Here is a 15,267-nt window from a genome sequence, read left to right on the forward strand (position 1 = left end):
CATGACAGCCGACGCGATCAGCTCGACCTACCGACTGCAGCTCCGGGGTGATCGCTTCGGCTTCGCCGAGGCCGAGGCCCTCGTGCCGTACCTGGCCGATCTCGGCATCTCGCACCTGTACCTGTCGCCGATCCTCACGGCCGCCGAGGGCTCCACACACGGGTACGACGTCACCGATCCGACCACCGTGTCGGCCGCCCTCGGCGGCCGCGCGGCGTTCGAATCGCTCTCGGCCACAGCGCGATCGCACGGTCTGGGCGTCGTCGTCGACATCGTGCCCAACCATCTGGGCGTCGCGACCGCACGGGAGAACCCGTCGTGGTGGGACGTTCTGCGGCACGGCCGGGCCTCCGCTCACGCGCACGTGTTCGACATCGATTGGACCGCCGGCCGCATCGCCCTCCCAGTGCTCGGGGACGATGCCGACGTCGCCGAGTTGACCGTCGACCGCACCGGCGACGAGACCACCCTCGCCTACTACGAGCACCGTTTCCCGGTGGATCCGAGCACCGACGACGGAAGCGACGACGCTCGGGTCGTGCACGACCGCCAGGCCTACGAGTTGGTCGGGTGGCGATCGGGCCGGATCGGGTACCGGCGCTTCTTCTCCGTCAGCGATCTCGCGGGCATCCGTCAGGAGGATCCTGCCGTCTTCGATTGGTCGCACGAGCAGGTGCGCTCGTGGTTCACGGACGGGTTGGTCGACGGCGTACGCGTCGACCACCCGGACGGCCTCACCGATCCCGCGGACTACCTCCGCCGTCTCCGGGACCTGATCGGTCCCGAGTCGTGGCTGGTGGTCGAGAAGATCCTCACCGCCGCCGAGCCGCTCGACGCCACCCTCCCGGTGGACGGCACCACGGGGTACGACGCACTCGCCGACATCGGCGACGTGCTGCTCGACCGGCGCGGCGAGGACGCTCTGACGCGCCTCGCCGAGGACACCACCGGCGACGCGGCCGACGCAGCCTGGGTTCACGCGGCGGAACGGACCCTCAAGCGCGACACAGCCCGGACTCAGTTGGCTCCCGAGGTGCGCCGCCTCGCCGCCGCCGTCCTCCGGGACACCGGCAGCGACATGAATGCCGACTCCGTCGGAGAGGCCGCCGTCGAGGTGGTCGCCCGGATGCCGGTGTACCGCTCGGACTACGCCCCGCTGACCGGGCTGCTCCCTCGACTGATCGGCGAGGTGGAGGCCGACCGGCCCGAGCTGTCCGGGGCCCTCGCCGCGCTCGCGGCCGCCGTTGCCGTCGGAGGCGAAGCCGCCGCGCGGCTGCAGCAGGTGGCCGGCGCGGTGATGGCCAAGAGCGTCGAGGACTGCATGTTCTACCGTGCGGCCCGGCTGGTCTCGTTGCAGGAGGTCGGCGGCGACCCGGCCCGATTCGGTCTGTCGACGCCCGAGTTCCACGTTCGCCTGGCCGAGCGGGCGCGCTGGTGGCCGCGGGCGATGACCACACTGTCCACGCACGACACCAAGCGCGGCGAGGACGTGCGCGCGCGGATCGGCGTGCTCTCGCAGGTACCGGAACTGTGGAGCCGGTGCCTCGCCGACTGGAACGACGCCGCACCGGCGCCCGACGGGTCGACCGGACTGTTCCTGTGGCAGAACGTCATCGGGACGTGGCCCGCCGACGGGAACCTCACCGACACCTACCGCGAGCGACTGCACGCCTACGCCGAGAAGGCGATGCGCGAAGCCGGGTCACGCACGTCCTGGAACGATCAGGACTCCGAGTTCGAATCCGCCGTCCACACCTGGATCGACACCCTCCTGGGCGGACCGGTCGCGCAGTCCGTCACCGAGTTCGTGGCAGGCATCGCCCCGCACGGATGGAGCGATTCACTGGCCCAGAAGCTCGTGCACCTCACCGGCCCCGGCATCCCCGACGTCTACCAGGGCACCGAGGTGTGGGAGGACTCGCTGGTCGATCCCGACAACCGGCGCGACGTCGACTACGCGGCGCTGCGCACACTCGCCGAGACCACGACGTCGGCACCCGCGGTCGACGGAACGGGCGCGGCCAAGTTCTGGGTCACGCGCCACGCCGTCACGCTGCGGCGTGAACGCCCGGCGAGCTTCGTCGGCGGTGACTACGTCCCGGTCACCGCGTCGGGGTCGGCGTCCGATCACGTCGTCGGCTTCTGCCGGGGCGAGCACGGCGCCGCTCTGGACGTCGTCGTACTGGCCACCCGGGCGTCCCTGGCGTTGATCGACAACAACGGGTGGGGTGACACGGCGATCGCTCTGCCCGACGGCGAGTGGACCGACCGCCTCACCGGGGCGACGTACTCGGGGACGGCGCCGGCCGCGACGGTGTTCGGCACGCTGCCCGTCGCCCTGCTGGTGCGCTGACCCCGATCGTGTGCAGCAGTCCGCGTTGCACACGGACTGCTGCACACGGTCGACCGCCGACTGCTATCCGCGCGGCGGGAGCGGCACGAAGTAGCTGGTGCGCTGCTGGTACTCGCGGTAGCCCGGTCGCTCGGCCATGTGCCGCTCGAGCAGTCGGGCCCCGGTCGCGAAGACGAGGAAGTAGGTCATCGCGACCGGGGAGAGCACGGTGACCACGGCGGGCCCGACCAGCGAGCCCGCTCCGCCCGCCGCGACCAGATACACGCCCCACCACACACACGCGTCGCCGAAATAGTTGGGATGGCGCGTGTAGCGCCACAGACCGCGGTCCATGATGCTGCCCTTGTTCGCCGGGTCGGCCTTGAACGCGTCCATCTGGCGGTCACCGACGGTCTCGAAGGTGATCCCGAGCAGCCACAACGCCGCACCCACGACGGTCAGCACCCCGACGGTGCCGGCGGCGGACGCGGCGACCTGCACGGGGAGCGAGACGAACCACAGGGCGAGCGCCTGCGTCAGATAGATCTTGCGCAGCGCCGTGACCACCGGGTGTCCGCCGGCCCGAGCCAGCATGTCCTCGTACCGGGGGTCTTCGCCCTTGCCGCGGGAGCGCCGCGCCATGGAGACCGCGAGCCGAGTTCCCCACAGTCCCACCAGAATCGCCAGCAGAACGCGGCGCCACAGCTCACCCTCGCCTGCGATCGCGGCCACCACCGCGATCACCACGAAGCCGGCGCCCCAACTGACGTCGACGACGTTGTGCCGCCCGATGCGGAACCCGACGACGGCGGTGAGTCCGAGGACTGCCAGGGCCACCAGCAGCGACAGGCCGGCCAGCCCCGCGAACGCGGAGAGGTCGAACGACGAAGAGTTCACGCGTACGTCGCTCGCGTCGGCGGCATGGTGGTGTGGCCGTGCTCGTCGGGTCGCGTCGCCAGGATCTGGTCGACACCCATGCGCCCGTCGCGGAAAGCCATCCCGCCCCCGACGAGGTACAGGCGCCACACGCGGGCGACCTCTTCGCCCACCATCGCGACCACCTCTTCCCAGCGCGATTCGAAGGTCTCGTACCAGGCGTCGACCGTCCGCACGTAGTGCTCACGCAGCGCGTGGACGTCGCGCACCTCCAAGCCGGACTCCTCGATCATCGCGACGGTGGCACCCACCGGACGCATGAACATGTCCGGGGCGATGAAGGATTCGATGAACGCGCCGCCGCCCGGGTTGTCGCCGGCTCGACGCGACATCTGCTGCACCAGCACGCGTCCGCCGGGGACCACGTTCTCGAACAACGCACGCGCGTAGACGGGGTAGTTCTTCTCCCCCACGTGCTCACCCATCTCGATCGAGGCGACGGCGTCGAACGGCCCGCCCTGCACCTCGCGGTAGTCCTGGATGCGAATCTCCACTCGATCGGCCAGTCCGCGGTCCGCGATCCGCTTGTCCACGAACGCCTTCTGCTCGCGCGAGATGGTCACGCCCACCACCTGCGCGTCGAAATGCTCGGCGGCGTGCAGGCTCAGCGAACCCCACCCGCACCCCACGTCGAGGAACCGCATGCCGGGCCGAGCGTCGAGCCCGATCTTGCGGCAGACCAGGTCGAGCTTGTCGCGCTGCGCGTCGACCAGTCCGTAATCGGGGGCATCCGACATCCAGTAGCCGCTCGAGTAGGCCATCTGCGGATCCAGAACGAGTTCGTAGAAGTCGTTGGAGAGGTCGTAGTGGTGGCTGATCGCCGCACGGTCACGCATCAGCGAATGCAGTCGCCCGGTCACGACGGCCTGCGACGCCGGCGGGGGCAACGGCCGGCCGATCGCCCCGAGCGAGGACGCCGTGCGGACCAGATCGACAAGTGCGCGCGGGGACGGGCGCACCGCGGACAGCTGCCGCGTCCGCACGACCTCCCAGACGTGCGTCAGGGCCTCGTTCAGGTCACCCTCGACGTCCAACTCGCCGGTGACGTACGCCTGAGCCGCGCCCAGCTCACCGGGACTCCACAGCAGTCGTCGCAGCGCATCGGGGCTCCGCAGCGTCACCGCGGGGGCGTCGACGGGGCCGGCCGTCGAGCCGTCCCACGCCGTCAGGCGGACGGGCAGCTCCCCACCCACCACCGGCCGCAGGAGGGACTCGAGGCGGGCCGCCACGGTTCCGGTGGTGGTCATCGGTCGCTCCTTCGGTCGAGCACGATCTGATGGACGTCGAGGTACCCGGTGTCGAACCCGGCCTCGGAGTAGCAGAGATAGAAGTGCCACATGCGGGCGAACGTGGGGTCGAAGCCGAGCAGATGCACGTCCTCGAGGTTCTCGGCGAACTTCTCGTCCCACGCGCGCAGAGTCCGGGCGTAGTGGTCCCCCATCGAGAACCGTTCGCGCACCCGCAGCGACGTCTCCCGCTCGGTGACGGTGTCGATCGCGTGGACGGACGGGAGGAATCCGCCGGGGAAGATGTACTTGTGCACCCAGGTGTACGTGTTCCGCGTCGCGACCATTCGGTCGTGCGGCATGGTGATGGCCTGGATGGCGACGCGTCCGCCCGGCGCGAGCACCGAGTCGATGGTGCGGAAGTACGTGCCCCAGAACTGGTGTCCGACAGCCTCGATCATCTCGACCGACACCACGGCGTCGTACTCACCGTCGACCAGGCGGTAGTCCAGGAGATCCACCTGGACGCTGTCCGACCAACCTGCGGCGTCGATGCGCTTGCACGCCAGTTCGAGCTGCTCGGTCGAGAGCGTGACCGACCGGACGGTAGCTCCCCGCTCCGCAGCGCGGATGGCCAGTTCGCCCCAGCCCGTGCCGATTTCGAGAACCCTCGACCCGGCCGTCACCCCGGCCGCGTCGAGAAGGCGGTCGATCTTCGCCCGCTGCGCATCCGCGAGCGAGGTGGTCGCGTCCGCGAACAGCGCACTGGAGTAGGTCATCGTCTCGTCGAGGAAGAGCTCGAACAACTCGTTCGACAGGTCGTAGTGCCGAGAGATGTTGGATCGGGTGTTGCTCGTGGTGTTCGTCTCCGACCCGGGCGGCTTGGGCACGTACAACGACCGAAGGCGTTGCAGCGGAGCCGGAATCAACGTCGCCATGTGTTCGGCGAACACCGACAGCGCCGCCGTGAGGTCCGGTGCGTCCCAGTCGCCGGCCATGTAGGCCTCACCGAACCCGATGAGCCCGCTCTCACCGACCCGAGCGGCGAAGTCGCGAGGACGGTGCACGATCATCGTCGGCGCGGTCGGATCCTGCGCTCCCCCACCGACGACGACGCCACCGGGCATCTCGATCCGGATGTGCAGTCCGGCGGCGGCGCGGCGGAACAACGCGTCCGCGACGGGCGCGGCCAGGCGGGCCTTCGGCGACGTCGGAACGTGGTCGAGTCCCGGCCAGCGACGCGCGTCGACGACGGGTGGGGCGGCGAACGTGGTGGGCATCGGCTGACTTTCGGTGTGAAGGGACGGCGAGGTGGGGGTCTCGGCTCGGTTGCGCGGAACGATCGGCAGGCCGCGAAGCCAGAGTCCGATGCCCCGTCGACGGATACGAGCGGACACCAGATGTGGCGCCAGCGGCGCCCGCACGGCGGTCCGCACGAGAGTGCGGGTGGTGGCGGGGCGTCCGGTGCCGGTGACGGTGGCGACGAACGGCGGGTGACCGTCGCGGACGAGCACGACCGACAGGTCGAGCGTCCCGTCCGGTTCCGGAAGGCGCATGCGGTACTGGCCGTCGACGTCGTTGAAGGGAGAGACGTAGAACTCCTTGTCGACCCGGGCGCGACCGTTCGCATCGGGTCGCACCGCGTAGTGGTGCCGGCCGCCGTAGGTGTTGCGGACCTCGGCGACCACCCAGTCGAGGGCGCCGGCGTCGTCGTGCACCCAGTACACCGTCAACGGGTCGAAGGCGTGGCCGAGCGACCGGACCCCGGTGAGCATCGTGATGTGTCCGGTGGTCGCCGTACCGCCGTGGGCGGCGAGCACGTGGTCGATCTCCGCCCGCAGCGACCGGCCGTTCGCAGTGTGGTCCGCCGGATCGATGCGGCCAAGGGCCCGCAGCGGGCGCGGCAACGTCGGGAGGTCGTCGATGTCGACGAACCAGGCATGACCGCGGTAGGTGAAGTCACTGCGGACCGGCGCCGACCGCACGTGCCGAATCGTGGTGTCGAACACCGCGGGCATCATGTCCACACTCCGCCCAGCCGTTCGGCCGCACGCAGTCCCGAGGCGGCGCCGTCCTCGTGGAAGCCCCACCCGTGATAAGCACCCGCATAGGCGGTGCGGTCGGTGTTCAAGCCGGGCAACAGGCGCTGCGCCGCAACGGATTCGGTGGTGTACAGCGGGTGTTCGTACTGCATGGTGTCGAGCACCGCGGCGGCGTCGACCCCGACCCGCCGGTCGGTGGGGTCCCCGAGGGTGACCAGATAGCGTTCCCCGGTGTCGGGCAGTCGCTGCAACCGCGTCATGTCGTACGTGACGACGACGGCACCGGGCGTCGCCGCGCACGTGTCCATCCGGTAGTTCCAGGACCCGCGGGCTCGCGGGGTTCGGGGCAGGACGGAGGTGTCGGTGTGCAGTCGGGCCACGTTGGGCGAGTAGGTGATCGCGCCGAGCACCCGGTGCTCGGCCTCCGTGGGATCGGCCAGCAGCTTCAGGGCCTGCTGCGGATGCGTCGCGACCACGACGGCGTCGTACTCGGTCGACTCCCCCGCGGCGGTGTCCACGGTGACGCCGTCGGCGTGACGACGCACCGAGGCGACGGGTGACGACGTCCGCACGTCGCCGATGTGGGCGGCGACCCGCTCGACGTAACGTGCCGATCCCCCCGTCACCGTGCGCCAGGTGGGCGATCCTCCGACGCTCAGCATGCCGTGGTGGTCGAGGAACGTGAACAGGTACCGGGCCGGATAGTCCAGTGCGCGAGCGGGTTCGCAGGACCACACGGCCGAGACCAGCGGGGTCATGAAGTGGGACCGGAAGTAGGTCCCGAACCGGTGCCGGTCCAGGAACTGCGCCACGGTCTCCGGCGACTCGTCGGTCGACGGCCCGGTAGCGATCAGCGCGGCGGCGACACGGTGGAACCGCACGACCTCCGCCAGCATGAGCAGGTAGCGCCCACGGCGCGCGGTGCGCAGCGACGGCAGAATGCCCGAGATGCCCTGTCCGCCCGAGTACTCCAGCCCGCAGCCGTCGCATCGAATGGACATGCTCATGTCTGATTCCTGTGTGGGCACGGACAATTCGCGGAACAGACGCTGCAGGGTGGGGTAGGTCCGGTCGTTGTGGACGATGAACCCGGTGTCGACGGCGAGGTCGCCATGAGTGCGGGTGGCGACCGTGTGCGTGTCAGCATGGCCGCCGAGTCGCGCGTCCGCCTCGAACACGGTCACACGCTCGGTGCGGGACAGCACGTACGCGGCCGTGAGGCCGGCGACGCCGCTACCGACGACGGCGATGGACCGCGTGGTCCCGGAGCCGTGAGGCATGTGACTTCTCCCTGAGTTCCGCAGCCTGTGGTTGGACTGTCGATCAGGATTTCGTTGGCGACGGCGAACTAGATGGGTCTGTCGGACTGACCGATCCGGTCTCTGACCGCAGGATCCGGGGCGAACAGGACATCTCGGACGGCCTCCCGCGTGAGACGTGACCACCGCCACGAGCAGTACAGCATGAAGTGCCCGGCGCCGCGCATCGAGACGAATCGTGCGGTGACACCGCGTCGCTCGGCCCTCGTCGTCGCGGCGTGCGAGAGCGTCGCGTCGGTCCACCGATCGCGGGTGCCGTGCACGACGAGCAGGCGCGACCCCTGTGCCATCGTGTCGGTCTCGGTGCCGCTCGGCCACCACGGCGCCAGGGCCACCACACCGGCCACCGCGGGGTGGCCGGCCACCGCAGCCGCGGTCCGACCCCCCATCGAGTGACCGACCAGGACCACGCGTGTACCCGGGTCGCGTTCGCGGAGCACCTCGTCGATCGCCCACTGCGCATCGGCGACCGGGCTGCGCTCGGCACCGTTCCACCCCCGGTACCGACAACGCAGCAGCACCACGTCGGCGTCGGAGCCCACGGCTCGGCGCAGCATCCGGGCGATGGGGACCATGCGGAGGTACGACAGATGCCACGGGCGTACCGGGTCGTGACTGGCGACCTTGCCGCCGTGCAGGAGCAGCACGACGGGTGTCGACGACCCGGCGGAACCGGCGGAGCCGGTCCGGCCGTGCAGGGTGGGAGCGATCGGAGCCATGCTCTGTGTTCGTGGCCCCGCGCGCGACGGACGACCGCCTGTGGTGCAGTCGACGAGAAACGGCGGCTCGGACACTGGCCGTGTCCGAACCGCCGTTCGAGGTGGAGCTGCCGGGAATCGAACCCGGGTCCTGCGTCGTGTTACCAGGGCTTCTCCGTGTGCAGTTCGCTACGCCTCTGCTTGGATCTCCGGATCTCGCGAACACGTCCGGATGACGATCCCAGTCACTGTTGGATGTTCCACGTCAACCCGTGACCGGCTGACGCGGTGAGCCCTCTAGCTGATGCCAGTACCCGGCCCGAGGGCGAAACCGGACTGACAGACACGCAGTCGCTACTTAGGCAGCGAGTGCGTAGTCGCGCTGATTGGAATCGGCGCTTATATTTTTGCGATGACGCTTGCGGTGGTCTCTCGCCTGCACCGACACGCTTCCCCTGACTCGACGTACACAGTCGAAACCGTTCAGCCCCTTTCTCACCCGAGGGTGACGTTCACCCACCGATTTCCGGTGGGCTGCTCAGTCTAACGCGTCGCCGCGGGCGTTTCATCCCGGTTGTCGTGCGCGGCGCGTTCGGCCTTGGTGGTGATGTTCTCGAGCATGCCGCGGAAGATCACGCCGTGGAACGGCATGATGGCGAACCAGTACAGTCGGCCGCCCAGACCACGCGGGAAGAAGATCGCCCGCTGCTCGTAGCGGGACGTACGTCCGCCGTCCCGCGGGATCACTCGCAGTTCGAGCCACGCTCCGCCCGGGGCCTTCATCTCGGCACGCAGGCGCAGGAGCGATCCCCGGTCGATCTCCTCGACCCGCCACCAGTCGAGCGCCTCCCCGGTGTGCAGTCGGCGGGGGTCGCGGCGTCCGCGCTTGAGCCCGACCCCGCCGACGATCTTGTCCATCCAGCCGCGGATGACCCACGCGACCGGGAAGGAGTACCACCCGTTCTCGCCGCCGATGCCCTCGACGACGTCCCACAGCAGTTCCGGCGGTGCCTCGCAGTCTCGCGCTCGCTCGTCCAGATAAACGACCTCACCGGCCCAGTCGGGGTCGGACGGCAGCGGATCGGAGGGCGCGCCGGCGTCCGTGGCGTTGGACCAGGTGGTCTCGACCTCGCCGTCCTCGATACGCCGCAGCGCGAGGCGCACCGACTCCGCGTACCGCGTCAGGCCACCGTCCGGCGGCGGGATCACCCGGTCGATGTCCCGCTCGTGCGCGATGGCGTCGTACTGAAGGGACTCGATGAGCGGCATGGCCAGTCCCCGCGGGATCGGCGTCACCAGGCCGATCCAGTGACCGGCCAGGCGCGGTGTCAGGACGGGCAGCACCAGCATGCGTCTCTTCCGGAGACCCGCGACGGACGCGTAGGTGTTCATCATCTCGCCGTACTGCATGACGTCGGGACCGCCGATGTCCCAGGTGCGTGACGTCTCGAACGGCGCCTCGGCCGACTCGATCAGGTAGTGCAGGACGTCGCGCACCGCGATCGGCTGAATCTGGTTGTGCACCCACTTCGGCGTCGTCATGACCGGCAGGCGGTTGGTGAGGTGGCGGATCATCTCGAACGACGCGGATCCGGATCCGATCACCACGCCCGCCTGCAGCACCACGGTGAACACCCCGGACTCGACCAGGATGCGGCCGACCTCGGCGCGCGACTTCAGGTGCGGCGAAAGGTCGCCCGTCTCGGGATGGAGCCCGCCGAGGTAGACGATGCGTCGGACCCCGGCCCCCTTCGCGGCCTCGGCGACGTTCTCCGCACTCTGCCGCTCGGCCTCGGCGAAGTGGTCGGAACCGCCCATGGAATGCACGAGGTAGTAGACGACGTCGACGTCCCGGAACGCGTCGTCGAGCGACTCGCGATCGGACAGGTCGCCCTGGACCACCTCGACGCCGTCGGCCCACGGCACGTCGCGCAGTTTCTGCGGGGACCGCGCGAGGACGCGCACGCGGTACCCCGCCTCCTGCAACCGCGGAGCGAGTCGGCCCCCGATGTAGCCGGTGGCCCCGGTGACCAGGACGCGCGTTCCCGCAGAATCGTTCATGCACTCCATTCGTAGCAGAGGTGCGCCGTCAACGAGGTCGAGCGAACCGCTCAGCCCCTTCCCGCGATCAGCGCGACGGCCCCCAGCGCGACCACCATGCCCACCTTCTGCACGGTGCCCACCCGCTCGCCGAGCATCACCATCGCCAGGAGCACCGTCGCCGCCGGGTACAGGGACGCGATGACGCTGGTCAGGGAGAGCAACCCGTCCTGGAAGGCGAAGAGCAACGCGGCGTTGGCGACGACGTCGAGCACCGCGATACCGGCCGCGAGGTGCAACACGCTGCCGCGCGGCGCCGAGAACGCGCGCGTCGACAGCGCCACGATCCAGACCAGAGCGGTCGCGGCGAGACGGCTCGCCAGGAGAGGCCAGAGTCCGGTGTCGTCACCTCCGGCCTGATCGAGGCAGACGAAGGTCGCCGCGAACGCCACCCCGGATGCCACCGTGAGCAGAGCGATGCGCGGCGTGAACCGCAGGACCCGACCGCCCGCGACCTCGCCGGCCGCCTCGTCCGGTGACTCCCGACTGACCAGCACCACCGCGACGAGAGCGGCGACGATGCCGACGTAGGCGAGTGCGCTCGGTCGCTCGCCCACCGCGAGACCGATCACCACGGGAACCCCGGCCACGAGCACGGCGGTGACGGGTGAGACGACGGCCATCGGCCCGCCCGCCAGCGCCAGGTAGAACCACCAGACCGCGACGCCGCCGGCGACACCCGACAATGCGCCCCACACCAGGGACGACGGCGTCGGCGATCCCCCGACGAGCGGCACGGCCACGGCGACGACGACAACCGAGACGGGATACGACACGATCACCACGCGCAGTGCGGCGACCCGGCGCGAGGCGACTCCGCCCACGAAATCGCTGACGCCGTAACCGACGGCCGCGACCAGGGCGAGGAGAACGGCGGTCAGCGCATTCCCCCGACGACGGAGGTCGTCATCTCATACCCTTGATCCTGCGACCGAGTTCGCGGGTCACCTCGCGCTCGGCGGTACGTCGGGCGAGGTCCTGCCGCTTGTCGTAGTCCTGCTTGCCCTTCGCGAGGGCGAGTTCGACCTTGACCTTGCCCTCGTTGAAGTACATCGACAGGGGCACCAGGGTGATGTTGCCTTCGCGCGTCTTCCCCACGAGGTGCTCGATCTCGCGCTTGTGCAGCAGCAGCTTGCGGTTCCGCCGCGGGGCGTGGTTGGTCCAGCTTCCCTGCGTGTACTCGGGGATGTGCAGTCCGCGCAGCCAGACCTCGCCGTCGTCGACGGTGGCGAACGCGTCCGCCAGCGATGCCTTGCCGTCGCGCAGGCTCTTCACCTCGGTACCGACGAGCGCGACGCCGGCCTCGTAGACGTCCAGGATGGTGTAGTTGTGCCGGGCCTTGCGATTGGTCGCAATGGCCTTGCGACCCTTCTCCTTCACAGCGTGGATCCCCTTCGTCGGGTCGAGAGTGATCGGGCGGAACCGAACGGTGATCGAACACGGAACCGCCCGAGCCAAGAATAAGGACGGCGTCCAGCCGTTTGTTCCCCGGCGAGCGCCTCGTGCGGTTCTCTAGTGCCGCACGTAGAGACGCAACGTCACGTAGGACGTCACGGTCGCCATCCCGACGCCGACCACCAGGAGGACCGGCGAGACCAGCAGCACGTCGCTCGTGGTGATCCGCGCGAGGATGTTCGCCTGGTAGAGGTCACCGAGGACGGAGTCGACGAAGCCGACCTTCGCGGTGAACAACCCGGCGATCGCCAACGCCGCGCCGATCAAGGACGCCACCACCGCCTCGAGCAGGAACGGCAGCTGGGTGTACCAGCGGGTGGCACCGACGAGGCGCATGATCCCCACCTCCGTGCGGCGGGTGAACGCGGCGATCTGCACCATGTTGGCGATGAGCAGCACGGCCGCGATCGCCTGCACCACGGCCACGGCGAAGGCCGCGTTGCGCACTCCCGCCAGCACACTGAACAGGCGGTCGACCAGGTCCCGCTGGTTGAGCACGCTCTGCACGCCCGGCCGCAGCCCGAACTGGTCCTCGATCACCCCGAACCGCTCCGGATCGCTCAACTTCACCTTGAACGACGCCGGGAAGCTGTCGGGTGAGACCAACGACGCGAGCTCCGGCTGATCGCGGAACACCCGCTCCGTCGCGTCCGCGACGGCGTCGTCCCGGTTGAGGTACTGCACCGACACGACCGAGGGAGTGGACTCGAGGTCGGACCGCAGGCTCGCGCAGATGTCCGAGGTGCACTGCGGGTCCGACGTGGAGATGTCGTCGGTCAGGAAGATCTGCACCTCGACACGATCGAGGAAGATCTGCTGGGTCTTGTTGGCCATCTGCACGACCAGAAGGCCGCCGCCGAACAGGCCGAGCGAGATCGCCGTCGTCAGGATCATCGCGATGGTCATGGTGATGTTCCGGCGAAGGCCGGTGAGGACCTCGCCGAACAGGAAGCTTGCGCGCACTGGTCGTCTTTCGTCTGCGGTCTGTGGTGTCTGCCGGTGTGCGGGGCGGGGTCAGCGGCCGACGCCGTAGACGCCGCGCGCCTCGTCGCGCACCACGCGTCCGTTGTCGAGTTCGACCACGCGGCGGCGCATCGAGTCGACGATGTGGTTGTCGTGCGTGGCCATCAGCACCGTCGTCCCGGTGCGGTTGATGCGCTCGAGCAGCAGCATGATGTCCTGGCTCGTGTCGGGATCGAGGTTGCCGGTGGGCTCGTCGGCGAGCAGGACCAGCGGCCGGTTGACGAACGCGCGGGCCACCGCGACCCGCTGCTGCTCACCGCCGGAGAGTTCGCTGGGCAACCGGTCGGCCTTGCCGGACAAACCGACGAGGTCCAGGACCTCGGGCACCGTGCGCTCGATCATCGCGCGCTGCTTGCCGATCACCTCGAGGGCGAACGCGACGTTCTCGGACACCGTCTTGTTCTGCAGGAGGCGGAAATCCTGGAACACGCAGCCGATGGACTGACGCAGCTTCGGCACGCGCCGACCGGCCAACTTGGTGACGTGGAAGTCCGCGACGCGGATGTCGCCCGAGGTGGGCACCTCCTCGCGGAGGAGCAGCCGCATGAACGTGGACTTCCCCGATCCCGACGGACCGATGAGGAAGACGAACTCCCCCTTGTCGATGGTCACGGAGACCTTGTCCAACGCGGGGCGTGTCGACGACTTGTAGGACTTCGAGACGTTCTCCACGCTGATCACGGGTCGCCAGTGTAGCCACCGCGCCCCGGAGTCACGGCGCTGCGACGCGCGGGGACGGCGGCGGTCGCGACGGCCGCGGGGCGGACGTCAGGGCGCCGTGGTGGTCGTCGCCGGTGGGCCGAAGCCCGGAATGATCGGCAACTGCAGCCCCGGTGCGCGGGTGGTGGTGGTCGGCGCCGTGGTCCCGGTGACCGAGGTACCGGGATTCGCGCCGTCGGCGTCCGGGTCCTGCGTCGGCGTGACGGCGGTGGTGGTCGGCGTGGCCGAGGTGACCGTCGGCGCGACCGTCGAGCTCGGCACAGGGGCCGGCGACGTCGTCTCGACGGGCGTCGGTGGGACGTAGACCGGCGAGTTCTCGTTCAGCGTCGGGTCGAAGCGCACCGCGTTCCACAACAGCAGCACCAGGAGGAACGCGACGACCATCGCGACGGTCGTCGTCCGGAACCCGCCGGGAAGGTGGCTGGGGACGCGGGAGAGCCAACCCATGCCGGGTCGCGTCGGCGTCCGTTCCCCGTGTCCGACGGGCACCTGCTCGGGGCGGTCGCGATCGGGGTCCGGCCCCTCGGGGGTCGGCCCGTCGGGGGTCTGCTGGTCGGGTGTCACTGCGCACTCCCCACCGGACGGTCGGCCGACAGCTCCGGCGAGACGGTGATGCCGTTGCGCCGCAAGGTGATGGCGATACGTGCGCGCAGTTCACGCCCGACCTCGAACTGCTTGCCGGGCAGGGTGCGCGCGACCAGCCGGAGATTCACCTGGTCGACCTCGATGCTCTCGACACCCATCACGGTCGGCTCGTCGAGCAGGAGTTCGGCGAGTCGGCGGTCCCGGTGCGCCTCCTGACCGACGGTGCGTAGCAGCTCGGTGACCGCGGAGAGGTCGGCCGTCGGCGGCACCGGGACGTCGATGACGGCGCGGGCCCAGTCCTTGGACAGGTTCACTGCCTTGACGATCTGGCCGTTCGGGACGGTGATCACCTCGCCCTCGGCCGACCGGACCCGGGTCACGCGGAGCGTGACGTCCTCGACGGTGCCGACGGCGTCACCGGCCGTGCCGGTGATGGCGAGCTGAACGACGTCGCCGTAGCCGTACTGCCGCTCGGTGATGATGAAGAAGCCCGACAGAATGTCCTGCACGATGCGCTGAGCGCCGAAGCCCAGCGCGGCACCGAGCACCGTCGCGGGCGCGACGAGGCTGGTGATGGGAAATCCGAGACGCTGCAGCACCCGGATGGCGACCAGGACGTAGATCAGAGCGATGACGACCCAGGTCACCACCTGGGCCACCGAGTGCCGATGCTTGGCGGTCTCGGTGCGGATCAGCGCATCGGTCTGCTGGTACGTGCGGTCGATGCGCCCCGTGATCTTCGCTCCGGCCCAGTTCACCGCGCGCGCGGCCAACATGCCGCCGAGAATCCACAGGACGATCTCGAGGAAGTTGTTCTGGAGCCAGAAGACG

13 protein-coding genes, 1 other RNA gene and 1 pseudogene are annotated in these 15,267 nt (G+C 69.6%); 1 reads left to right on the plus strand and 14 read right to left on the minus strand.

The features are described 5' to 3' along the window. Position 1 precedes the first annotated feature (1 nt). Entirely contained in the window at positions 2-2,353 is a 2,352-nt protein-coding gene (treY, locus tag A3Q40_RS09525) for a malto-oligosyltrehalose synthase (RefSeq protein ID WP_068101769.1), read from the plus strand. Between the two features lie 63 nt (positions 2,354-2,416). Here the strand turns inward: treY and A3Q40_RS09530 are convergent, their stop codons facing one another. The 14 genes and pseudogenes from A3Q40_RS09530 to A3Q40_RS09590 form a co-directional block, all read right to left on the minus strand. Continuing rightward, positions 2,417-3,229 carry a DUF1295 domain-containing protein gene (locus tag A3Q40_RS09530; protein ID WP_068101772.1) on the minus strand — a complete coding sequence of 271 codons (813 nt, stop codon included), beginning with the start codon at positions 3,227-3,229 and terminating at the stop codon, positions 2,417-2,419. Further along, positions 3,226-4,515 carry an SAM-dependent methyltransferase gene (locus A3Q40_RS09535; protein ID WP_068101776.1) on the minus strand — a complete coding sequence of 430 codons (1,290 nt, stop codon included), beginning with the start codon at positions 4,513-4,515 and terminating at the stop codon, positions 3,226-3,228. The genes A3Q40_RS09530 and A3Q40_RS09535 overlap by 4 nt, the downstream gene beginning before the upstream one ends. Then, complete coding sequence (locus tag A3Q40_RS20610; protein ID WP_068105776.1) at positions 4,512-5,774, minus strand: SAM-dependent methyltransferase; 1,263 nt, start codon at positions 5,772-5,774, stop codon at positions 4,512-4,514. The genes A3Q40_RS09535 and A3Q40_RS20610 overlap by 4 nt, the downstream gene beginning before the upstream one ends. 108 nt (positions 5,775-5,882) lie before the next feature. Continuing rightward, positions 5,883-6,515: pseudogene (locus A3Q40_RS20615) on the minus strand (DUF1365 domain-containing protein); the annotation flags it as partial. Then, positions 6,512-7,816: an NAD(P)/FAD-dependent oxidoreductase gene (locus A3Q40_RS09545; RefSeq protein WP_201132978.1), complete on the minus strand. Its 1,305-nt coding sequence runs from the start codon at positions 7,814-7,816 to the stop codon at positions 6,512-6,514. The gene A3Q40_RS09545 and the pseudogene A3Q40_RS20615, both read right to left, overlap by 4 nt. Before the next feature lie 68 nt (positions 7,817-7,884). After that, positions 7,885-8,574, minus strand: a complete 690-nt coding sequence (locus A3Q40_RS09550; RefSeq protein WP_069972924.1) for an alpha/beta hydrolase — start codon at positions 8,572-8,574, stop codon at positions 7,885-7,887. 99 nt (positions 8,575-8,673) lie between these two features. Continuing rightward, positions 8,674-9,044: a transfer-messenger RNA gene (gene ssrA, locus A3Q40_RS09555) on the minus strand. Positions 9,045-9,096: 52 nt separating this feature from the next. After that, positions 9,097-10,614 (minus strand): SDR family oxidoreductase, encoded by a 1,518-nt coding sequence (locus A3Q40_RS09560; protein WP_068105782.1) that lies wholly within the window; start codon positions 10,612-10,614, stop codon positions 9,097-9,099. Positions 10,615-10,664: 50 nt separating this feature from the next. Then, complete coding sequence (locus tag A3Q40_RS09565; RefSeq protein ID WP_082833848.1) at positions 10,665-11,534, minus strand: DMT family transporter; 870 nt, start codon at positions 11,532-11,534, stop codon at positions 10,665-10,667. A gap of 25 nt (positions 11,535-11,559) precedes the next feature. Next, positions 11,560-12,033 (minus strand): SsrA-binding protein SmpB, encoded by a 474-nt coding sequence (gene smpB, locus A3Q40_RS09570; protein ID WP_068101782.1) that lies wholly within the window; start codon positions 12,031-12,033, stop codon positions 11,560-11,562. Between the two features lie 132 nt (positions 12,034-12,165). Then, positions 12,166-13,071, minus strand: a complete 906-nt coding sequence (gene ftsX / locus A3Q40_RS09575; protein WP_068101785.1) for a permease-like cell division protein FtsX — start codon at positions 13,069-13,071, stop codon at positions 12,166-12,168. Between the two features lie 51 nt (positions 13,072-13,122). Then, on the minus strand, positions 13,123-13,812 hold the full coding sequence (ftsE, locus tag A3Q40_RS09580; protein ID WP_068101787.1) for a cell division ATP-binding protein FtsE: 690 nt from the start codon (positions 13,810-13,812) through the stop codon (positions 13,123-13,125). An 87-nt stretch (positions 13,813-13,899) separates the two neighbouring features. After that, positions 13,900-14,415 (minus strand): hypothetical protein, encoded by a 516-nt coding sequence (locus A3Q40_RS09585; RefSeq protein ID WP_068101790.1) that lies wholly within the window; start codon positions 14,413-14,415, stop codon positions 13,900-13,902. Next, positions 14,412-15,212, minus strand: coding sequence for a mechanosensitive ion channel family protein (locus tag A3Q40_RS09590; protein ID WP_082834120.1), 801 nt, complete (start codon positions 15,210-15,212; stop codon positions 14,412-14,414). The genes A3Q40_RS09585 and A3Q40_RS09590 overlap by 4 nt, the downstream gene beginning before the upstream one ends. Positions 15,213-15,267 lie beyond the last annotated feature (55 nt).

This window comes from Rhodococcus sp. PBTS 1, from assembly GCF_001620025.1.
In the GTDB taxonomy this organism is placed as follows: domain Bacteria; phylum Actinomycetota; class Actinomycetes; order Mycobacteriales; family Mycobacteriaceae; genus Rhodococcoides; species Rhodococcoides kroppenstedtii.

What these genes read in the sequence shown, in the direction of transcription:
- A3Q40_RS09550 (WP_069972924.1), bottom strand. Translation starts at nt 8,574, where the DNA reads ATGGCTCCGATCGCTCCCACCCTGCACGGCCGGACCGGCTCCGCCGGT.
- A3Q40_RS09535 (WP_068101776.1), bottom strand. Translation starts at nt 4,515, where the DNA reads ATGACCACCACCGGAACCGTGGCGGCCCGCCTCGAGTCCCTCCTGCGG.
- A3Q40_RS09590 (WP_082834120.1), bottom strand. Translation starts at nt 15,212, where the DNA reads ATGTTGGCCGCGCGCGCGGTGAACTGGGCCGGAGCGAAGATCACGGGG.
- treY (WP_068101769.1), top strand. Translation starts at nt 2, where the DNA reads ATGACAGCCGACGCGATCAGCTCGACCTACCGACTGCAGCTCCGGGGT.
- A3Q40_RS09560 (WP_068105782.1), bottom strand. Translation starts at nt 10,614, where the DNA reads ATGAACGATTCTGCGGGAACGCGCGTCCTGGTCACCGGGGCCACCGGC.
- A3Q40_RS20610 (WP_068105776.1), bottom strand. Translation starts at nt 5,774, where the DNA reads ATGCCCACCACGTTCGCCGCCCCACCCGTCGTCGACGCGCGTCGCTGG.
- A3Q40_RS09545 (WP_201132978.1), bottom strand. Translation starts at nt 7,816, where the DNA reads ATGCCTCACGGCTCCGGGACCACGCGGTCCATCGCCGTCGTCGGTAGC.